The sequence below is a fragment of the Chitinophaga sp. genome (genome assembly GCF_036569185.1).
In the GTDB taxonomy this organism is placed as follows: domain Bacteria; phylum Bacteroidota; class Bacteroidia; order Chitinophagales; family Chitinophagaceae; genus Chitinophaga.
The window spans coordinates 1-14,470 of record NZ_DATCRD010000388.1; the positions used below are offsets into that span (position 1 = coordinate 1).

The following is a 14,470-nucleotide window of genomic DNA, read 5'->3' on the forward strand; positions in this document are numbered from 1 at the left end:
AATTATCAGCAGGTACCTGTTTACCATAGCGCCAGCCGGCGCATTTTTCAAAGCCTTTGCCATTACAGGTTTACACCTGCTGCGGACCGCCGGGATCAACCCGGCCGGTAACCTGATGGTCCTGTTTAAAGCTGAAAAGAAGCCGTAGAGTTGTGTTAATTATAGTTAAGCCCGCTGGTAAAATTACCAAGCGGCACAGAGATTGTGGAATACGGGGGATCTGATCACAACATCTGTTACAATTAACTGTCAGCCTATATATGCAGGATCTATCGGGGGGTAAGCGTTTTATTGCCTATATCACAGCAAATAAATGGATGGCCACTGCGGTCGGGTTCATCGTACTGTTAAGATTTTCGTTCATAGGCGTTATGGGAGCCATGCCCCAGGATGCCTATTATTATTTTTACGGGCAGCATTTTGCCTTATCTTATTTCGATCATCCCCCTGCTATTGCATGGATCCTGCGTGCGTTTACAGACCTGCTGGGCAGTCATGTGTTTGTGATCAAGCTGGCCGATACCCTGGTAACTATTGGTACGCTTCTGGCTTTTTATACCCTGGCCCGGTGTTTTCTTCCCAAAGAACGGGCCTGGAACAGCCTGTTGTTGCTGGGCGCTACGCTGATGATCACCATATTATCGCTGGTGTCCACGCCGGATGTGCCACTGCTATTGTTCTGGACCTTGTCACTGACAGCCGTGTACCGGGCGGTGTTTGAACAGCGTAAAGCTTATTGGATATGGGCGGGGATTGCCATGGGACTGGCATTCGATAGTAAATACACGGCTGTTTTCCTGCCGGCCGGTGCAGTGCTCTTCCTGTTGTTGTCCAGGCAGCACCGGAGGTATTTATGGTCACCCTGGTTCTTTACCAGCATTCTCTTTTTCTTTATTACTATTTTACCGGTAGTGATCTGGAATGTGGATAACAATTTTGCTTCGTTCAGGTTCCAGTCGTCCGAAAGAGTAGGCGGTGTGGAATTTCGCCCGCTGGATTTCTTTGGGGTAATTGGTCATCAGGCAGCTATCCTGTTGCCGGTATTATTTTTTGCCTTGTTGTACTATGTGTACAGGCTGGTGCGCAAATACGGGTGGCATATTCACCGGATCCCCGCCCGGCCGCTGTTCCTTTTATGTTTCTTTATCCCCATTTTCGGCATTTTCCTGCTGATCTCCCCGGTTTACTGGGTGAAGATCAACTGGATGATGCCCGGATACATTACAGGCATTATATGGGTAAGCACCTGGATCACTTTCAAATATGTGCGCTGGCAGTGGATCTGCTCATTGGTGATACATGTTGCACTGGCGGTGGAAATTGTTTTTTACCCGGTGCCTATTCATTCTGATGATACCATGATAGGCTGGAATGGGCTGGGGGCGGGTGTGAAAACACTGGCCAGGGAATACCCCGATGATTTTATTTTTTCTGCCGATGATTATAAAACCAGCGCAATGCTGAATCTCTACCTTGGCCGCATGGTTTATTCCCGCAATATCATCGGAGAAAACGCCCTGCAGTTCGATTTTATAGGCACTGATATACAGGCCCTGAAAGGAAAGAATGCCCTGTTTATCAATTCACTTACTGATGTGAATGATGATGTGGATGAGCGGGCGTTTGTGGAAGAGGAACTGTCGCCATATTTCAGTACCATCCGTTCGCTACCCCCCATTGTTGTTACCCGGCATGGTCGTGTGGTAAGGAAATTCCTCGTTTACCGCTGCATGGATTACCGGCCTCCGCAGGCAGATAATGATCCCGGTCATCGTAAAGAATGATGACAGTCAGCTGGAGGGGTAATGTACATCATTGTTCAATAGCAGCTCAGGTGTTAGTTTTGTTATAACATTTGGACATCCAACCGGATTCCTTATTGTAAACAAAAAGCGAGATGTGCTGTTGAGAAGGCATCACCGTTTCTGTCAGCGGTGATACTTTTACCTCTTTAAAAATGCAAATCATGTTCAGCGGATTGACTCCTACCTCCCGTCAGCGGAAATTTTGTGAAGGTTTTCTTTTTTTTCCCATCAGGCATTTACGTAAATATGGGAATTTTATTTTCAGGCAATACGGTCGCCATGCCGGTGTGAAAACATTACTGGATATGCAGCTGGGAATGGCGGGCAATAACGATCACTATGCTGGGGAAATACAGCGTTGTATTGCAGAGAAAGCCGGGCCTGAAACAGCCAGGGTACTGGAGAAGCTGGAGGATTTTTACACGCAGGTACAGGCGTCTTCAGGGAATTTACCGGGATTGTACCTCGACTTCAGCGATCTGCTTGTTCATTTTTACCGGGAAGTATCTATTTACCACAATGTGATCCTGCGTAATATGAAACAGGAATTACAGCCGGCTGCAAGATCCAGGAAAAGGGAACCGGCTGCAGAACCGGGGCAGGAGCATATCAACAAATTATATAAAGTGGTCAGGGAATTTGTTTTACAAAGTAAATCAATGATGGCTGCACTGGAAGATGTGGCAAAGAAGGAGAATTATTTGCCGGGCGAGCGGTATCTCCGGCACTTAATGGACCTGATGTCCGGCATCCGCCAGATGAATCATCATCAGCAACATCTATGTCAGCTGTTGAAGAGATGGAGTGCGGACAAGAGCCTGCAGATGCAGCAAACCTATTACAACTAGCAATTATCAATATGTCTTATGAACCTCTGACTGAAACAGCGATTGCTGCTTACAAGGAAGCATGCAGTAACTGGATCAGGATACTGAAAGCCTTAAGAGAAGATAATGCCTCGCTGATCAACCGGCTGGCGGCTGCGTTGAAAGAAACAACGCGAAGGTCGTTTATTGAGGAGGCGGAAGAATTTCAGCTTACCATGCTGGACAGGGAGGAGTCGCTTATCCTGTTAAGGCATGAAGTAGGGGAGCAGCTGGAATGGCTGAACAAGCAACCGGCAGGAGTGCCATCTCCTCACGCATATGACATACTGAAAAGTGATATGGAAGGAATGATGCAGGAATATGAACGGCTGAAAGTGGCTTTCCTTGTTTTTATTGCAACAGAAAAAGTATAGTTCCGTTAATTAACCAGTGCTGCCAGTTTTTTGACAGATAGCACGGCAATCTGTCCCTCTTTTAATGTAATCAGTTCCTCATCCCTGAAGTCGCCCAATGTCCTTATCAGCGACTCTTTTGCTACTCCTGCCACCGCGGCAAGGTTCTCCCGGCTGATATCAATCGTAAAATGTTTACTGCCTTCGGTATTATATTTCTTGTCGAGCATCAGCAGTGCTTCCGCTACTTTTTTGCGGAGCGAATTATACGCCAGCCCGATCAGTTGCTGCTCTTTCTCTGCCATTTCTTTAGATAACAGTTGTATAAATTTCCCCAGTACCTCCGGGTTGCTGCTGATCAGCTGTTCAAAGTCCTTTTGCGGGATAACCGCCAGCACCGTGTCTTCCATGGCTTCGGCATATTCCTGGTAATTACCGCCTTCGAGCAGGGCGTTATATCCCAGGAAATCGCCTTTGTTATATAAGCCAATGATCAGTTCCTTGCCTTCATCGTTGCGTTTATAGGTTTTTACTTTTCCCTGCAGCAGGTAATACAGGTGGTCAGGGCGGTTGCCCGCTGCATAAATACTTTGTTTCTTTTTGTAATGATTGGTGTTACGGTCTTCCCTGAGCATGGTCAGCGGATCTTTGCCGGTACTGGCAGAAAGCAGCACCCGCAGGCCGTGTAAACCGGTTACCGTATCCTGTTTGATCTCTGCGCATCTTTTCAGCCGGCTTTCGATGGCGCTGAGCAATTCTGTACCTTCAAAGGGCTTGGTGATATAATCATCTGCCCCCAGTTCCATTCCTTTACGCATATCTGTTCTTTCCGCTTTTGCTGTCAGGAAGATAAATGGTGTTTTTTGCAGGGCTTTATTTTTATGCAGCATGTGCAGTACGCCATAGCCATCCAGCACGGGCATCATGATATCACATACAATCAGATCAGGGAGGTGTTCCAGCGCCATCGCCACTCCTTCTTTGCCGTTGGTGGCGGTAAGCACCTGGTAGTTGGCCAGTTCCAGGATTTCCGCTACGTTCTCGCAGATAGCCGGGTTATCTTCAATCAGCAATATTTTTTCCATGATGATCAGTTTTGGGGAAAGGAATGGTAACAATAAATTCAGTGCCCATTTCAGGGTTGCTGTCACAGGAAACTGATCCGTTCATCAGTTCTGCATATTTGGCTACTATATGCAGCCCCAGCCCGGTGCCCTGGATGTTGGATACATGCTGGCTGCGGAAGAACCGCTCAAAAAGATGCTGGCGGTCTTCTGCCGAAATACCTATTCCTTTGTCTTTTACGGATAAACGGAATATGCCGTCGCTGCATTGTGAACGGATGGAAATAATGGCCCCTTCCGGGGAAAATTTGATGGCATTGGATACAAGGTTCATAACAATGTGTTTTAACAGCGTGGGGTCCATGCAGGCCTGGGCGTTACCGTGGTGGGCATAGTAAATATTCTGCCTTGATTTTTTGAGGCCGTCCATTTCGCCGAGGATGTTGCTGATATGTTTCCCTGCGTCGAAGATACTATGGCGTACCTGTATCTTTCCTTCTTCTATTTTTCCTACGGACAGGAAGTCGTTTAGTATATCCGTCAGCATATTTACCGAAGAAATAATGCGTTGGATATGTTTGCTTCGTTTAGCCACATCATCATCGGATTCATATTTGGAAACCAGGTAAATGGAAGACAGGATAGCGCTGAGTGGTGTTCTGAATTCGTGGGAGGCCAGGGATACAAACCTGGATTTAAGCTCATTGAGCTCGCGCTCTTTTTCCAGGGAGCTCCTCAGCTCAGATTCCGCTATTTTAATACGGGAGAGGTCAATGGCAATGCCAATGTAGCCGGTAATATCGCTGGCATCGCGGATGGCGGATACTGTTAGTGATACCGGCAGCCTGGTACCGTCTTTCCGGATGTACTGCCATTCATATTCATTGTACAGGTTCAGCCTGGCTTTAATGGTAAGGGTTTCCAGGCCGGGGGCAACAGGTTGGTTCAGCTGTGCGGAGAATTCTTCTGCCCGCAGGGCCACTTCTTCCGGATCGTGCAGCAGCATGGGCGTATATACATCCACTACTTCGCTGGCTTTATAGCCCAGTGTCCTTTCAGCAGCGGGATTGAACCACCTGATAAAGCCGTCGGTATTGATAACGATGATCATGGCGCCGGTGCTGGTCCACAGGCTGTTGAGGAAGCTGGTCATCCGCTGGAGGGATCTGTCTTTCACGGCTGCTTCTTTCCGTTGCTGCGACAGCTCCCGCAATGTCATCTCCGCATTGCGGCGATCGGTAGTGTCGGTGATATAGATGATAGTTAGTATTCCTTCCGGTGTGGTGTGCTCAGCCTGGCTTATTTCCACAGGGAACTGGCTGCCGTTTTTCCGTACCGCATGTTGTTCTTTACCGTTAAAGGGGAGAAGCCTGCTTACCAACTGACCGGTTAATTCTTCTTTCGTATAGCCGAACTGGTTAAGCAGGAAGGGGTTGGCCATCAGGATCCGGTGTTGCTGGTCAGCTACCAGTATACTGATGGTGGCGTGGTTAAAGAGTGCATCGAAACCTATGTAATTATTTTGAGAGGTATTAATCATACAGGTAATTGACCCTTTGGAGCGGTGCAATATAAATTTAATGATTCCCGGCGGAATAAATTACCTGTATGAAAAAATAGGAATGTTATATTTTATAAAAGCAATAATATGTTTGTATTTAATATGTATTAAGCGGGCATTTACTTTTGATTGACAGGTGTTTCGATGATCAGGAACTCTGTTTTCTCCCCGCACTGCAGTATCACTTCACCGGTTTCCCATACCCCAAACGCATCACGTGGTTGTAATACCTGTTCCTGTATTTTCAGTCCGCCGGAAATAGAAAAAATAAACAGGCATTTGTTTACCGGATTAAAAGTGTAGGTAATACTGGTGGGCTGTTCATAATATCCCAGGGATAGTTTTGCATTCTGGTTGATCCAGCAATGCTCCATTCCTTCCTCGCCCGATACCACTGTTACCAGCTTGTTCTTTCTTTTTTCCAATGGGAAGTTTCTCTGCTGGTATCGTGGCGCAATGTTTTGTTGTTTGGGAAGAATCCAAATCTGGAGGAAGTTTACTTCTTCCGTGCCTATATTATATTCTTCATGCCTTAACCCGCTGCCGGCGCTCATGATCTGCACTGCGGGCGCGGCTATTTCAGTACTGTAGCCCATGGTATCTTTATGGTTCATTTTTCCTTTCAGTAAAATGGAAATGATCTCCATATTTACATGCGGATGGATGCCAAAGCCTTTACCAGCTTCCACATAGTCATCGTTGAAAGCGAACAGGGTCCCAAAGGCGCTGCGCATGGGATTGTAAAAATCACTGAAGCTGAAAAAGAAATTACTTTTCAGCCAGCCGATGTCTTTAATGCCTCTGTCGCCCGCGGGGAAGTATTGTGTTTTCATAATTTAATGATCAGGTATTGATGTAAAATGTTTTCCTATAGTGTTGTTCCGGATCAACTAAGTTAAATGCAAATTTCCGGATCCCGTAAATAACTTTCCCAAATTGGTAAGGGCGCTTGTATTTATGCCTGTACTTTTGCATCGCAATTTCAGATAAATATTTATTCCTGTTTGCCTCAGTTAAACAGTTATTTTATTTTCTATGAAACATATTTCCATTTTAACCAGCATCACATTCCGGCTGCACAGGCAAAAACCTGGTGGCAATGGTTGTGTTATAACAATTTTCGCATAATACAATGTTGAGTTTACAACGATAAACGAGTGGATAAGAAAAGCGCCGCAGCTATTCCTGGCTGCGGTTTTTTTGTTTTGCTAAAATATTTTGAACTATTTTGTTGCGTAATCATATGTTGCGTGGCTATGCCTTCCCGGAGTAATTACGATGAGAATACAATGCTGGAGCTGCTTTCAAAGGGCAGTGAGTATGCTTTTACGGAGCTGTTTAGCCGCTACCGTACAAAGGTGTATTCTGTGGCGTTCCGGTTTCTCCGGTCGCAGGCAGCCGCTGAAGAAGTGGTGCAGGATGTGTTCCTGAAGTGCTGGCTGAAACGTGAAACCCTGCCGGGAGTAAAAAACCTGGATGCTTACCTCAAAGTTGTAACCAGGAACCTGGTACTGAACCGTTTCCGCAAACTGGCCAATGAAGCCGCCGCCCAGGAAGAGCTGGGGCGCCGGGAGGTAATGGTAAACGATACTGATCACCGGATACAGGAGCACCAATATCAGGCAATCATCCAGGCGGCCCTCGGACAGTTGTCTCCTCAGCAGCGGGAGGTATACCGGCTTGCCAAAGAAGAGGGACTAAGCCATGAGGCGATCGCCACCCGCATGCATATCTCCGCTGTTACCGTGAAATCCCATATGGCAAGGGCGCTACAATCGATCCGCCGTTACCTGAACGGCAGTATCAGTATCCTCCTGATGCTTACGCTTGTTAAATGATGAAAAAAAATATATAATTTCATCCTCCACCATTGAAATTTGCCAGGTGTCTGGTATTATATATGTTTTTGAAAGCTACCTGTAAGTTCCTGTAAAGTTATTGTAATCGTTATGACGAACGACCCTGGATTCAATGAATTAATGGATAAATACCTTGCCGGGAAAGCCAGCGAGGCGGAGTGGAATGAATTGAGGAGATTGATCAACAAAGGTAATTTTGATGAAGAAATAAGGAACCGGGTAGATGCGGAATGGGATAGCGGCGTTATGGAACCAGACGTTTCATTTGAGCGCTATCATGAGATGATCGGTAATATTATGTCGGCCGAATCGCACATTGCCAGCATTATACCGCTTAAACGAAATCGTCGTAGCGGTGTCTGGAAGCTGGCCATGGCAGCCGTTGTAACAGGCTTGCTGGTGCTCCCTTTCGCCGGCTGGTGGTGGTGGCATACAGGAGAGGCACAGCCGCCGGTAGCCAAACGCCAACCTGCAGTTGTACCGGCTGCAGAAGAAGTAGTGGAAGTACAAACGAAATTTGTGCGCCTGCCTGATGGCAGTACGGTGTTGCTCGCGGACAATAGTCGCCTGGAATACAACCGCGATTTCAAAGGGGATAAAAGAGTAGTAAAGTTATGGGGAGAAGGATATTTTGATATTAAAGAAAAGCCGGATAAGCCTTTTATCGTGAAAACCGGTAAACTCAGCACACAGGTGCTTGGTACCGCTTTTAATATAAAAGCATCGGCCGATCAGCAGCGTGTAGTGGTTACTGTTACCAGGGGGAAGGTAAAGGTGAATGATGAAAAGAACAGCTATGGCGTACTGGTAGCGGATCAGCAGCTGTCGGTAAATATGCTTACCAGTACAGTAGTAAGGGCGCAGGTGAAAAGCATGGAAGTAGTAAAATGGAAAGATGAATTCCTGGTGCTGGATGACGTAACTATGGAGGAAGCTGCGCTTATGATAGGAGATAAGTACCATGTGAAAATATTCTTTGCCAATGAGTCATTAAAAAACTGTCGTATTGCAGGAACTTTTTTTCATAACCAGTCTTTGGAGAAAGTGCTGACCATTATTTGCAGTGTAGCAAATGCAGGGTATACCATTTATCCCAACGATAAAGTAGTACTGAACGGAGAAGGATGTATCAACCAATAAGTAAACGCTTATAAACCTTAGTCAATCAAAGACCAGAATATAACATCGGTGAAGATCTTCATCCGGTAAAGCGCGTTGTGCACCGCGTGTAGCTGTTGTTTTTAAATTCTAATTATCTAAATCAACCATCAGAATTATGGATCTAATCTCCATGAGGGGCTGCTATGTTCCTATACGAATCAACCAACTATATACTAAGAAAAAGGGCAAAACAGGTTTTATTATGAAGATAATTTTCTTGTATTTCTTTCTGCTGGCATTATCCGTTCAGTTATTGACAGCCTCGCCAGCATCGGGTCAGGAGCTGGGGAAAAAGACGATTACACTGGGTCTCAGAGATGAAACGTTGTACAGCGCTATTAAGAAAATTGAGCAGGCCAGCGGGTTTCTTTTTGCCTATCCACCCACAGTGGTAGCAAAATACAGGCATATTACCCTCCCCACTGCCAGCCGCTCTGTGAGCGCCACGCTCAATGCAGTACTGGAAAATACCAACCTTGCTTACCGCGAGGTTGATAGCAGTGTGGTGTTGTATGTAAAACCTGTTGCCAATCCCGGTATCTCTGACAATGAAGCAGCAGCGGTATTCCAGCAGCAGGCAGTTATTACCGGCCGCATTCTCGATGAAAAAAGTGGCGATCACATTGTGGGCGCCACTATTATTGAAAAAGGCAATAAAGTACTGAACGGTACCACTTCCAACGAAATAGGCGCCTTCAGGATACCGGTGAATCTATCTGCCGGTAAAGCTATCCTGCTTATCAGTTATGTAGGGTATGAAACAAAAGAGGTGGAAGTGCGCAGGTCTGCTAACCTCACCATTAAACTCAACACCAGTTCCAAATCACTGAATGCGGTAGTGGTAACCGGGCTGTTTTCCAGACCGGCGGAAAACTTCACCGGTGCAGCATCTTCCTATACAAAAGAAGAACTGAACAAGGTATCGGGCAACAGTGTATTAAGTGCGCTGAGCGCGCTCGATCCCTCTTTTCAGATGCCGGAAAATATCGCAGCCGGCTCCAATCCCAACGCGCTGCCCAATGTAGTGGTAAGAGGCGGTAATAGCCTCGGCAACCTGAATGGAACTAATCAGAATAATGTATACGACTTTACCACCAGCCCCAATACCCCGCTTTTTATTATGGATGGATTTGAGGTATCACTGCAACGGGTAAACGATTTTGATATGAACCGCATTGCAAAGGTCACTATTTTAAAAGATGCGGCAGCTACTTCCATTTACGGGTCCCGTGCCGCCAACGGCGTAATTGTTATTGAAACCATAAGGCCCCGCGAAGGGAGCCTGCGTGTAACCTATACCGGTAGTGTGGTGGCTGAACTGCCCGACCTGAAAGGCTATGACCTTGTAAACTCCAGGGAGAAACTCCAGCTGGAAAAAGAGGCCGGCCTGTATAACGGCTATCCCATCCCCGTTTGGCAGGAAGAGAAAGACTTTCAGTATAACTACCGCCTTGCAGAAGTAGCCAAAGGGATCAATACCGACTGGCTCAGTGTACCCCTGCGCAATGGCATTGGCAGCACTCATAACCTCTACCTGGAAGGTGGTTCGGAATCGGTAATGTACGGTCTTAATGGTACTTATAATGTCACAGAGGGAGTTATGAAAGGCTCCAGCCGGCAGAATATTTCTGGCAACACGTATTTATCCTATCGATATAAAAACTTTTTATTCAGAAATGATCTCACGCTCAATTTCAACAAGGCAATTAACTCACCCTATGGTTCATTTTATACTTATACCAAATTAAATCCCTACTGGGCGCCATACGACGAAAACGGCAACCCTAAATACTACCTGGAAGATATCCGGTTCTTTGATGGCGCACGGCTGGCTTCACAATTGAACCCGGTTTATAATGTATCGCTGCACACGGTAGATCAGTTTACGCAACAGAATATCACCAACAACTTTTTTGCACAATGGCAGGCAAAAGAATGGCTGCGCTTTACCGGCCGCTTTGCCTATCAACGTACCAACACCGGCGGAGATAAGTTCCTCCCGGCCCAACATACAGCCTTCGACAGTATTCCCGTAGAACGCTACTATGAAAAAGGATCTTATACCAAAGGTTATGGGTTAAGGAACACAATTGATGGATCCTTTACTATAGACCTGAACAAATCCCTTGGATCAAATATGTTTTTCGGTTCATTGGGTACTACCCTGCGCCAGGATAAACTCACTTCAGAATCCTACACCATCAACGGCTTTCCGAATGATAAACTGGACCAGGTGACGTTGGGAAACGGGTATAAAACAGGTACGCGGCCATTCGGCGGAGAAGGGCTTACCCGCCTGCTGGGATATTTTGCCAACGTGAGCTACGCATACGACAACCGCTACCTCCTGGATGTTTCATACCGGTTGGACGGATCTTCCCAGTTCGGCGCCAACAAACGTTTTGCCTCTTTCTGGAGCGTAGGCGGCGGATGGAATCTTCATAAAGAAAAATTCCTGGAAAACAGTACGGCTATTAACCGGCTGAAACTCCGCTACTCATATGGGTATACCGGCTCTTCCAATTTTGCCAGTTATCTTGGTCTTACTACCAGTAACTACTATACCGACCAGGATTATTTATACCACCTCGGTACCTCCCTGATGGGTTTTGGCAATCCAAATCTTGCCTGGCAGCAAACCGCCAAAAGTAACTTAGGTATTGACGGAACCTTTTTCAGGCGACTGGATATTACCGCTAACTATTTTGAAGAGAAAACAAAGGGCTCCGTGGTATCTATCACCACCGCTCCATCTACCGGATTTTTCATGTATATGGATAACATGGGCGATGTAGTAAGCAAAGGATACGAGGTGAATTTTCGCTACACCATTTTCTCCAATACGCGTAACCGCGACAGCTGGTCCGTTTTTGCCAACGGATTTTATGTGCAGAATAAAATTGAGAAAATCTCCAATACCCTGGAGCAACTAAACAAGAGAAATACTGATTCACTCAGTACTACGCCACTGGCCCGCTTTGCAGAAGGCCGGAGCACCACTGCCATCTGGGCTGTACCTTCGCTGGGCATCGATCCTTCTACCGGAAAGGAAATTTTCCGCACCCGCAATGGTACCACTACCACAGTGTATGATCCGTTAGACCAGGTAATAGTAGGAGATGCCCGTTCCACATTGGAAGGAACCTTCGGAACTAATTTTGAGAAAAAAGGTATCGGGGTGAATCTTTACTTCCGGTATCGCTTTGGTGGCTATACCTATAATCAGACATTGGTTGACAGGGTGGAAAGCGCTGATATGAGATTTAATGTAGACCGCCGCGTATTTGAAGAGCGCTGGAAAAAGCCAGGTGATGTAACCTTTTATAAAGGCATCGTGGATAATAATGGGTATACCATTAATACCATTACTTACGCCACTTCCCGATTTGTACAGAAAGACGATTGGCTGAGCCTCGAAAGCGCTTCCCTGTACTATCGATTAAGTGACGCGCAGAACTCACGGTTACGCCTGCACGATACCAAAATTACCCTTTTTACCAACCAGCTGTTCTGGTGGTCCAGCATTAAGCGGGAAAGAGGGTTGGATTATCCTTTCAGCCGCAGCTTCACATTACAGTTACAAACTACTTTTTAATTTTAAGAGGATCTGAACATGAAACATATACGCAATATACTTTTCCTGGTAGCTTCCATCGCCTCACTTACACTTGCCTCCTGCAAGAAATGGCTGGATGTAAGGCCCAGGACCGAGATCAAGGAATCAGAACAGTTTTCCACCGAACAGGGTTTTAAAGATGCGTTGTATGGCAGCTACCAGAAAGCGGCAGACGGACAACTCTACGGCGGTAACCTGACTTTCGGTTTCCTGGAGGTACTGTCGCAGGGATATGATAATACCACAAAAATAGATCACGACTTTTTCTACGCAGCCACCTACCAGTACACTAATGCCGGTGTAACAGGTATCATTAACAGCATCTGGGGTAATATGTATGCTACCATTGCACAAACAAATTATATCCTGAAAAACATTGACAGCAAAAAGTCAATCTTTACGGCGGATAACTATAATATTATCAAAGGTGAAGCCCTGGCACTGAGGGCATTTGTACACTTTGACCTGCTGCGCTTATACGCGCCTTCTCCCAAATCAGATGCTGGTGCTACCGCTATTCCTTATATGACCACCTTTACAGTAACGCCACAGGCGCGATTAACAGTAAGCGAGGTGATTGCCTTATGTGAAAAAGATCTGAAAGAAGCGGAAACGTTACTGAAAGTATATCCGCAAATGACTAACCCCGGCGGCAACGATGACTTCCTCGCCTTCAGGAGCAACAGGATGAACTATTGGGCAGTAAAGGCATTACTGGCAAGACTTTACCTCTACAACAACAATAAAGCACAGGCGCTGGCTTATGCAAAAGAAGTAATTGCCAGCAATAACTTTCGTTTTATTACTCCCGGTGAATTAACTACTAATGTGGCTGATATCAACAGAACCTTTACACCGGAACATATTTTTGCTATCTATGTATCTAAGCTGAGAGAGCCGGTGAGCAGCTATTTCATGATGGCTACCGGCGATAAGATATATAAGAAGTTCACCATTACCGAAGAACGAAGAAAGGCAGTGTTTGAAACGGCAACAGGTGGAAGCACCGATATCCGTTTTGTGAGCAACAGCCTGTGGGGAGTAAGCAATGGTATTATTTTCCCCGCTAAGCTCTGGCAGGTAGATGAAAACAGGGAATCACTGAAGAAAAGGATACCAGTGCTTTCTCTCTCAGAAATGTATTATATCGCCGCAGAAAGTGAGCCTGATCCGGCCGCAGGGCTTAGGTGGCTGAACAGGATCCGTACTGCCAGGAACATTATAGAACTACCGGCAGGCCTGGATGCAGCTACACTGCAGAAGGAGATATTTAAAGAGTATCGCAGGGACTTCATCTGCTTAGGACAACTTTTCTACTATTACAAACGGCTGAACCTGGCCAAAATTGAAGGCGCCCTCAATGGGGTCATCAATAATGAGCAGTATGTACTGCCACTACCAAAACAGGAAATTGAGTTCGGAAAGTAATCATCTCTGCATTTCTTTAAATCGTCAAACATGAAAAATATTAACCGGCTGATAACAACAGTCATACTATACCTGATAATAAGCGCATGTGGTAAAGAAGAACGGCTGATGTACAAAGAATCGCCTGCTATTTACTTCTCCAGGGATTTTCCGCTGCCCGACAGTGTCAATTACACATTTGTGGTAAAACCCGACACCTTATTGAGAGATACCGTGTATCTCAATATCCGGATCACCGGGCTGGCTACTGATGCCGACAGAAAATTCAACCTGGTAATAGCAGACAGCTCCACCGCCATAAAAGGAACACATTTTGATATAGGCCCTGCCGTTGTAAAAGCCGGGCAGTATGCCGTAAAGTTTCCGGTGTATCTTTTCCGTACACCGGATATGAAGAACAAAGTATTCTCTGTTTATTTTCGTATAGCCTCGTCTGATGACTTTGCCGAAGGATTCGCCGGCAACCTGAAATACCAGATAAGAATAACGGATATGCTGCTGAAACCTTCCGATTGGAGCGATTTCTTTTACGGAGCCTATTCGCTTACCAAGCACCAGTTCATGGTATCACGCTTAGGTACTACCGCTATCACTATGGGAACAGGCGCACAATTTTCGGAGATCATGTCTATCCTCCAGAAGATGCGCGTAGAACTAATCAGGTACGAAAACGCAAATGGGCCACTGGTAGATGAAAACGGTAACCGGGTTACTTTTCCCGCTATTTAATCTGCATTCTTATTTCTTTATCCTAAAA

Annotated in this window: 11 protein-coding genes; 8 read left to right on the plus strand and 3 right to left on the minus strand. The window is 46.0% G+C overall.

Translation table 11 applies throughout. From position 1 onward, the window contains the following. The first annotated feature begins 260 nt into the window (after window positions 1-260). The 3 genes from VIM72_RS29180 to VIM72_RS29190 all read left to right on the plus strand — a co-directional run bounded on the left by VIM72_RS29180 (window position 261) and on the right by VIM72_RS29190 (window position 3,045). Window positions 261-1,784: an ArnT family glycosyltransferase gene (locus tag VIM72_RS29180; protein WP_332006331.1), complete on the plus strand. Its 1,524-nt coding sequence runs from the start codon at window positions 261-263 to the stop codon at window positions 1,782-1,784. A gap of 182 nt (window positions 1,785-1,966) precedes the next feature. After that, window positions 1,967-2,653, plus strand: coding sequence for a hypothetical protein (locus VIM72_RS29185; protein WP_332006332.1), 687 nt, complete (start codon window positions 1,967-1,969; stop codon window positions 2,651-2,653). Between the two features lie 11 nt (window positions 2,654-2,664). Beyond that, window positions 2,665-3,045 carry a hypothetical protein gene (locus tag VIM72_RS29190; RefSeq protein ID WP_332006333.1) on the plus strand — a complete coding sequence of 127 codons (381 nt, stop codon included), beginning with the start codon at window positions 2,665-2,667 and terminating at the stop codon, window positions 3,043-3,045. Between the two features lie 5 nt (window positions 3,046-3,050). Here VIM72_RS29190 and VIM72_RS29195 read toward each other — a convergent pair whose 3' ends face one another. The 3 genes from VIM72_RS29195 to VIM72_RS29205 form a co-directional block, all read right to left on the minus strand. Then, a complete protein-coding gene (locus VIM72_RS29195) occupies window positions 3,051-4,109 on the minus strand; it encodes a response regulator (RefSeq protein WP_332006334.1) in 1,059 nt (352 codons plus the stop codon). Next, the gene (locus VIM72_RS29200; protein ID WP_332006335.1) at window positions 4,087-5,628 is read right to left on the minus strand and encodes a PAS domain-containing sensor histidine kinase; all 1,542 of its coding nucleotides are present in this window, start codon (window positions 5,626-5,628) and stop codon (window positions 4,087-4,089) included. Before VIM72_RS29200 ends, VIM72_RS29195 begins: the two co-directional genes overlap by 23 nt. A 140-nt stretch (window positions 5,629-5,768) precedes the next feature. Beyond that, complete coding sequence (locus VIM72_RS29205) at window positions 5,769-6,482, minus strand: pirin family protein (RefSeq protein ID WP_332006336.1); 714 nt, start codon at window positions 6,480-6,482, stop codon at window positions 5,769-5,771. Window positions 6,483-6,905: 423 nt separating this feature from the next. Here VIM72_RS29205 and VIM72_RS29210 point away from each other — a divergent pair, with 423 nt between their 5' ends. From VIM72_RS29210 to VIM72_RS29230, 5 genes are all read left to right on the plus strand, one after another. Beyond that, entirely contained in the window at window positions 6,906-7,487 is a 582-nt protein-coding gene (locus VIM72_RS29210) for an RNA polymerase sigma-70 factor (RefSeq protein ID WP_332006337.1), read from the plus strand. A gap of 111 nt (window positions 7,488-7,598) precedes the next feature. Continuing rightward, window positions 7,599-8,648, plus strand: a complete 1,050-nt coding sequence (locus VIM72_RS29215; protein ID WP_332006338.1) for a FecR family protein — start codon at window positions 7,599-7,601, stop codon at window positions 8,646-8,648. A 223-nt stretch (window positions 8,649-8,871) separates the two neighbouring features. Further along, window positions 8,872-12,264, plus strand: a complete 3,393-nt coding sequence (locus tag VIM72_RS29220; protein WP_332006339.1) for a SusC/RagA family TonB-linked outer membrane protein — start codon at window positions 8,872-8,874, stop codon at window positions 12,262-12,264. Window positions 12,265-12,282: 18 nt separating this feature from the next. Then, window positions 12,283-13,713 (plus strand): RagB/SusD family nutrient uptake outer membrane protein, encoded by a 1,431-nt coding sequence (locus VIM72_RS29225; protein WP_332006340.1) that lies wholly within the window; start codon window positions 12,283-12,285, stop codon window positions 13,711-13,713. 30 nt (window positions 13,714-13,743) lie between these two features. After that, window positions 13,744-14,442, plus strand: coding sequence for a DUF4843 domain-containing protein (locus tag VIM72_RS29230; RefSeq protein ID WP_332006341.1), 699 nt, complete (start codon window positions 13,744-13,746; stop codon window positions 14,440-14,442). Window positions 14,443-14,470: the final 28 nt, after the last annotated feature.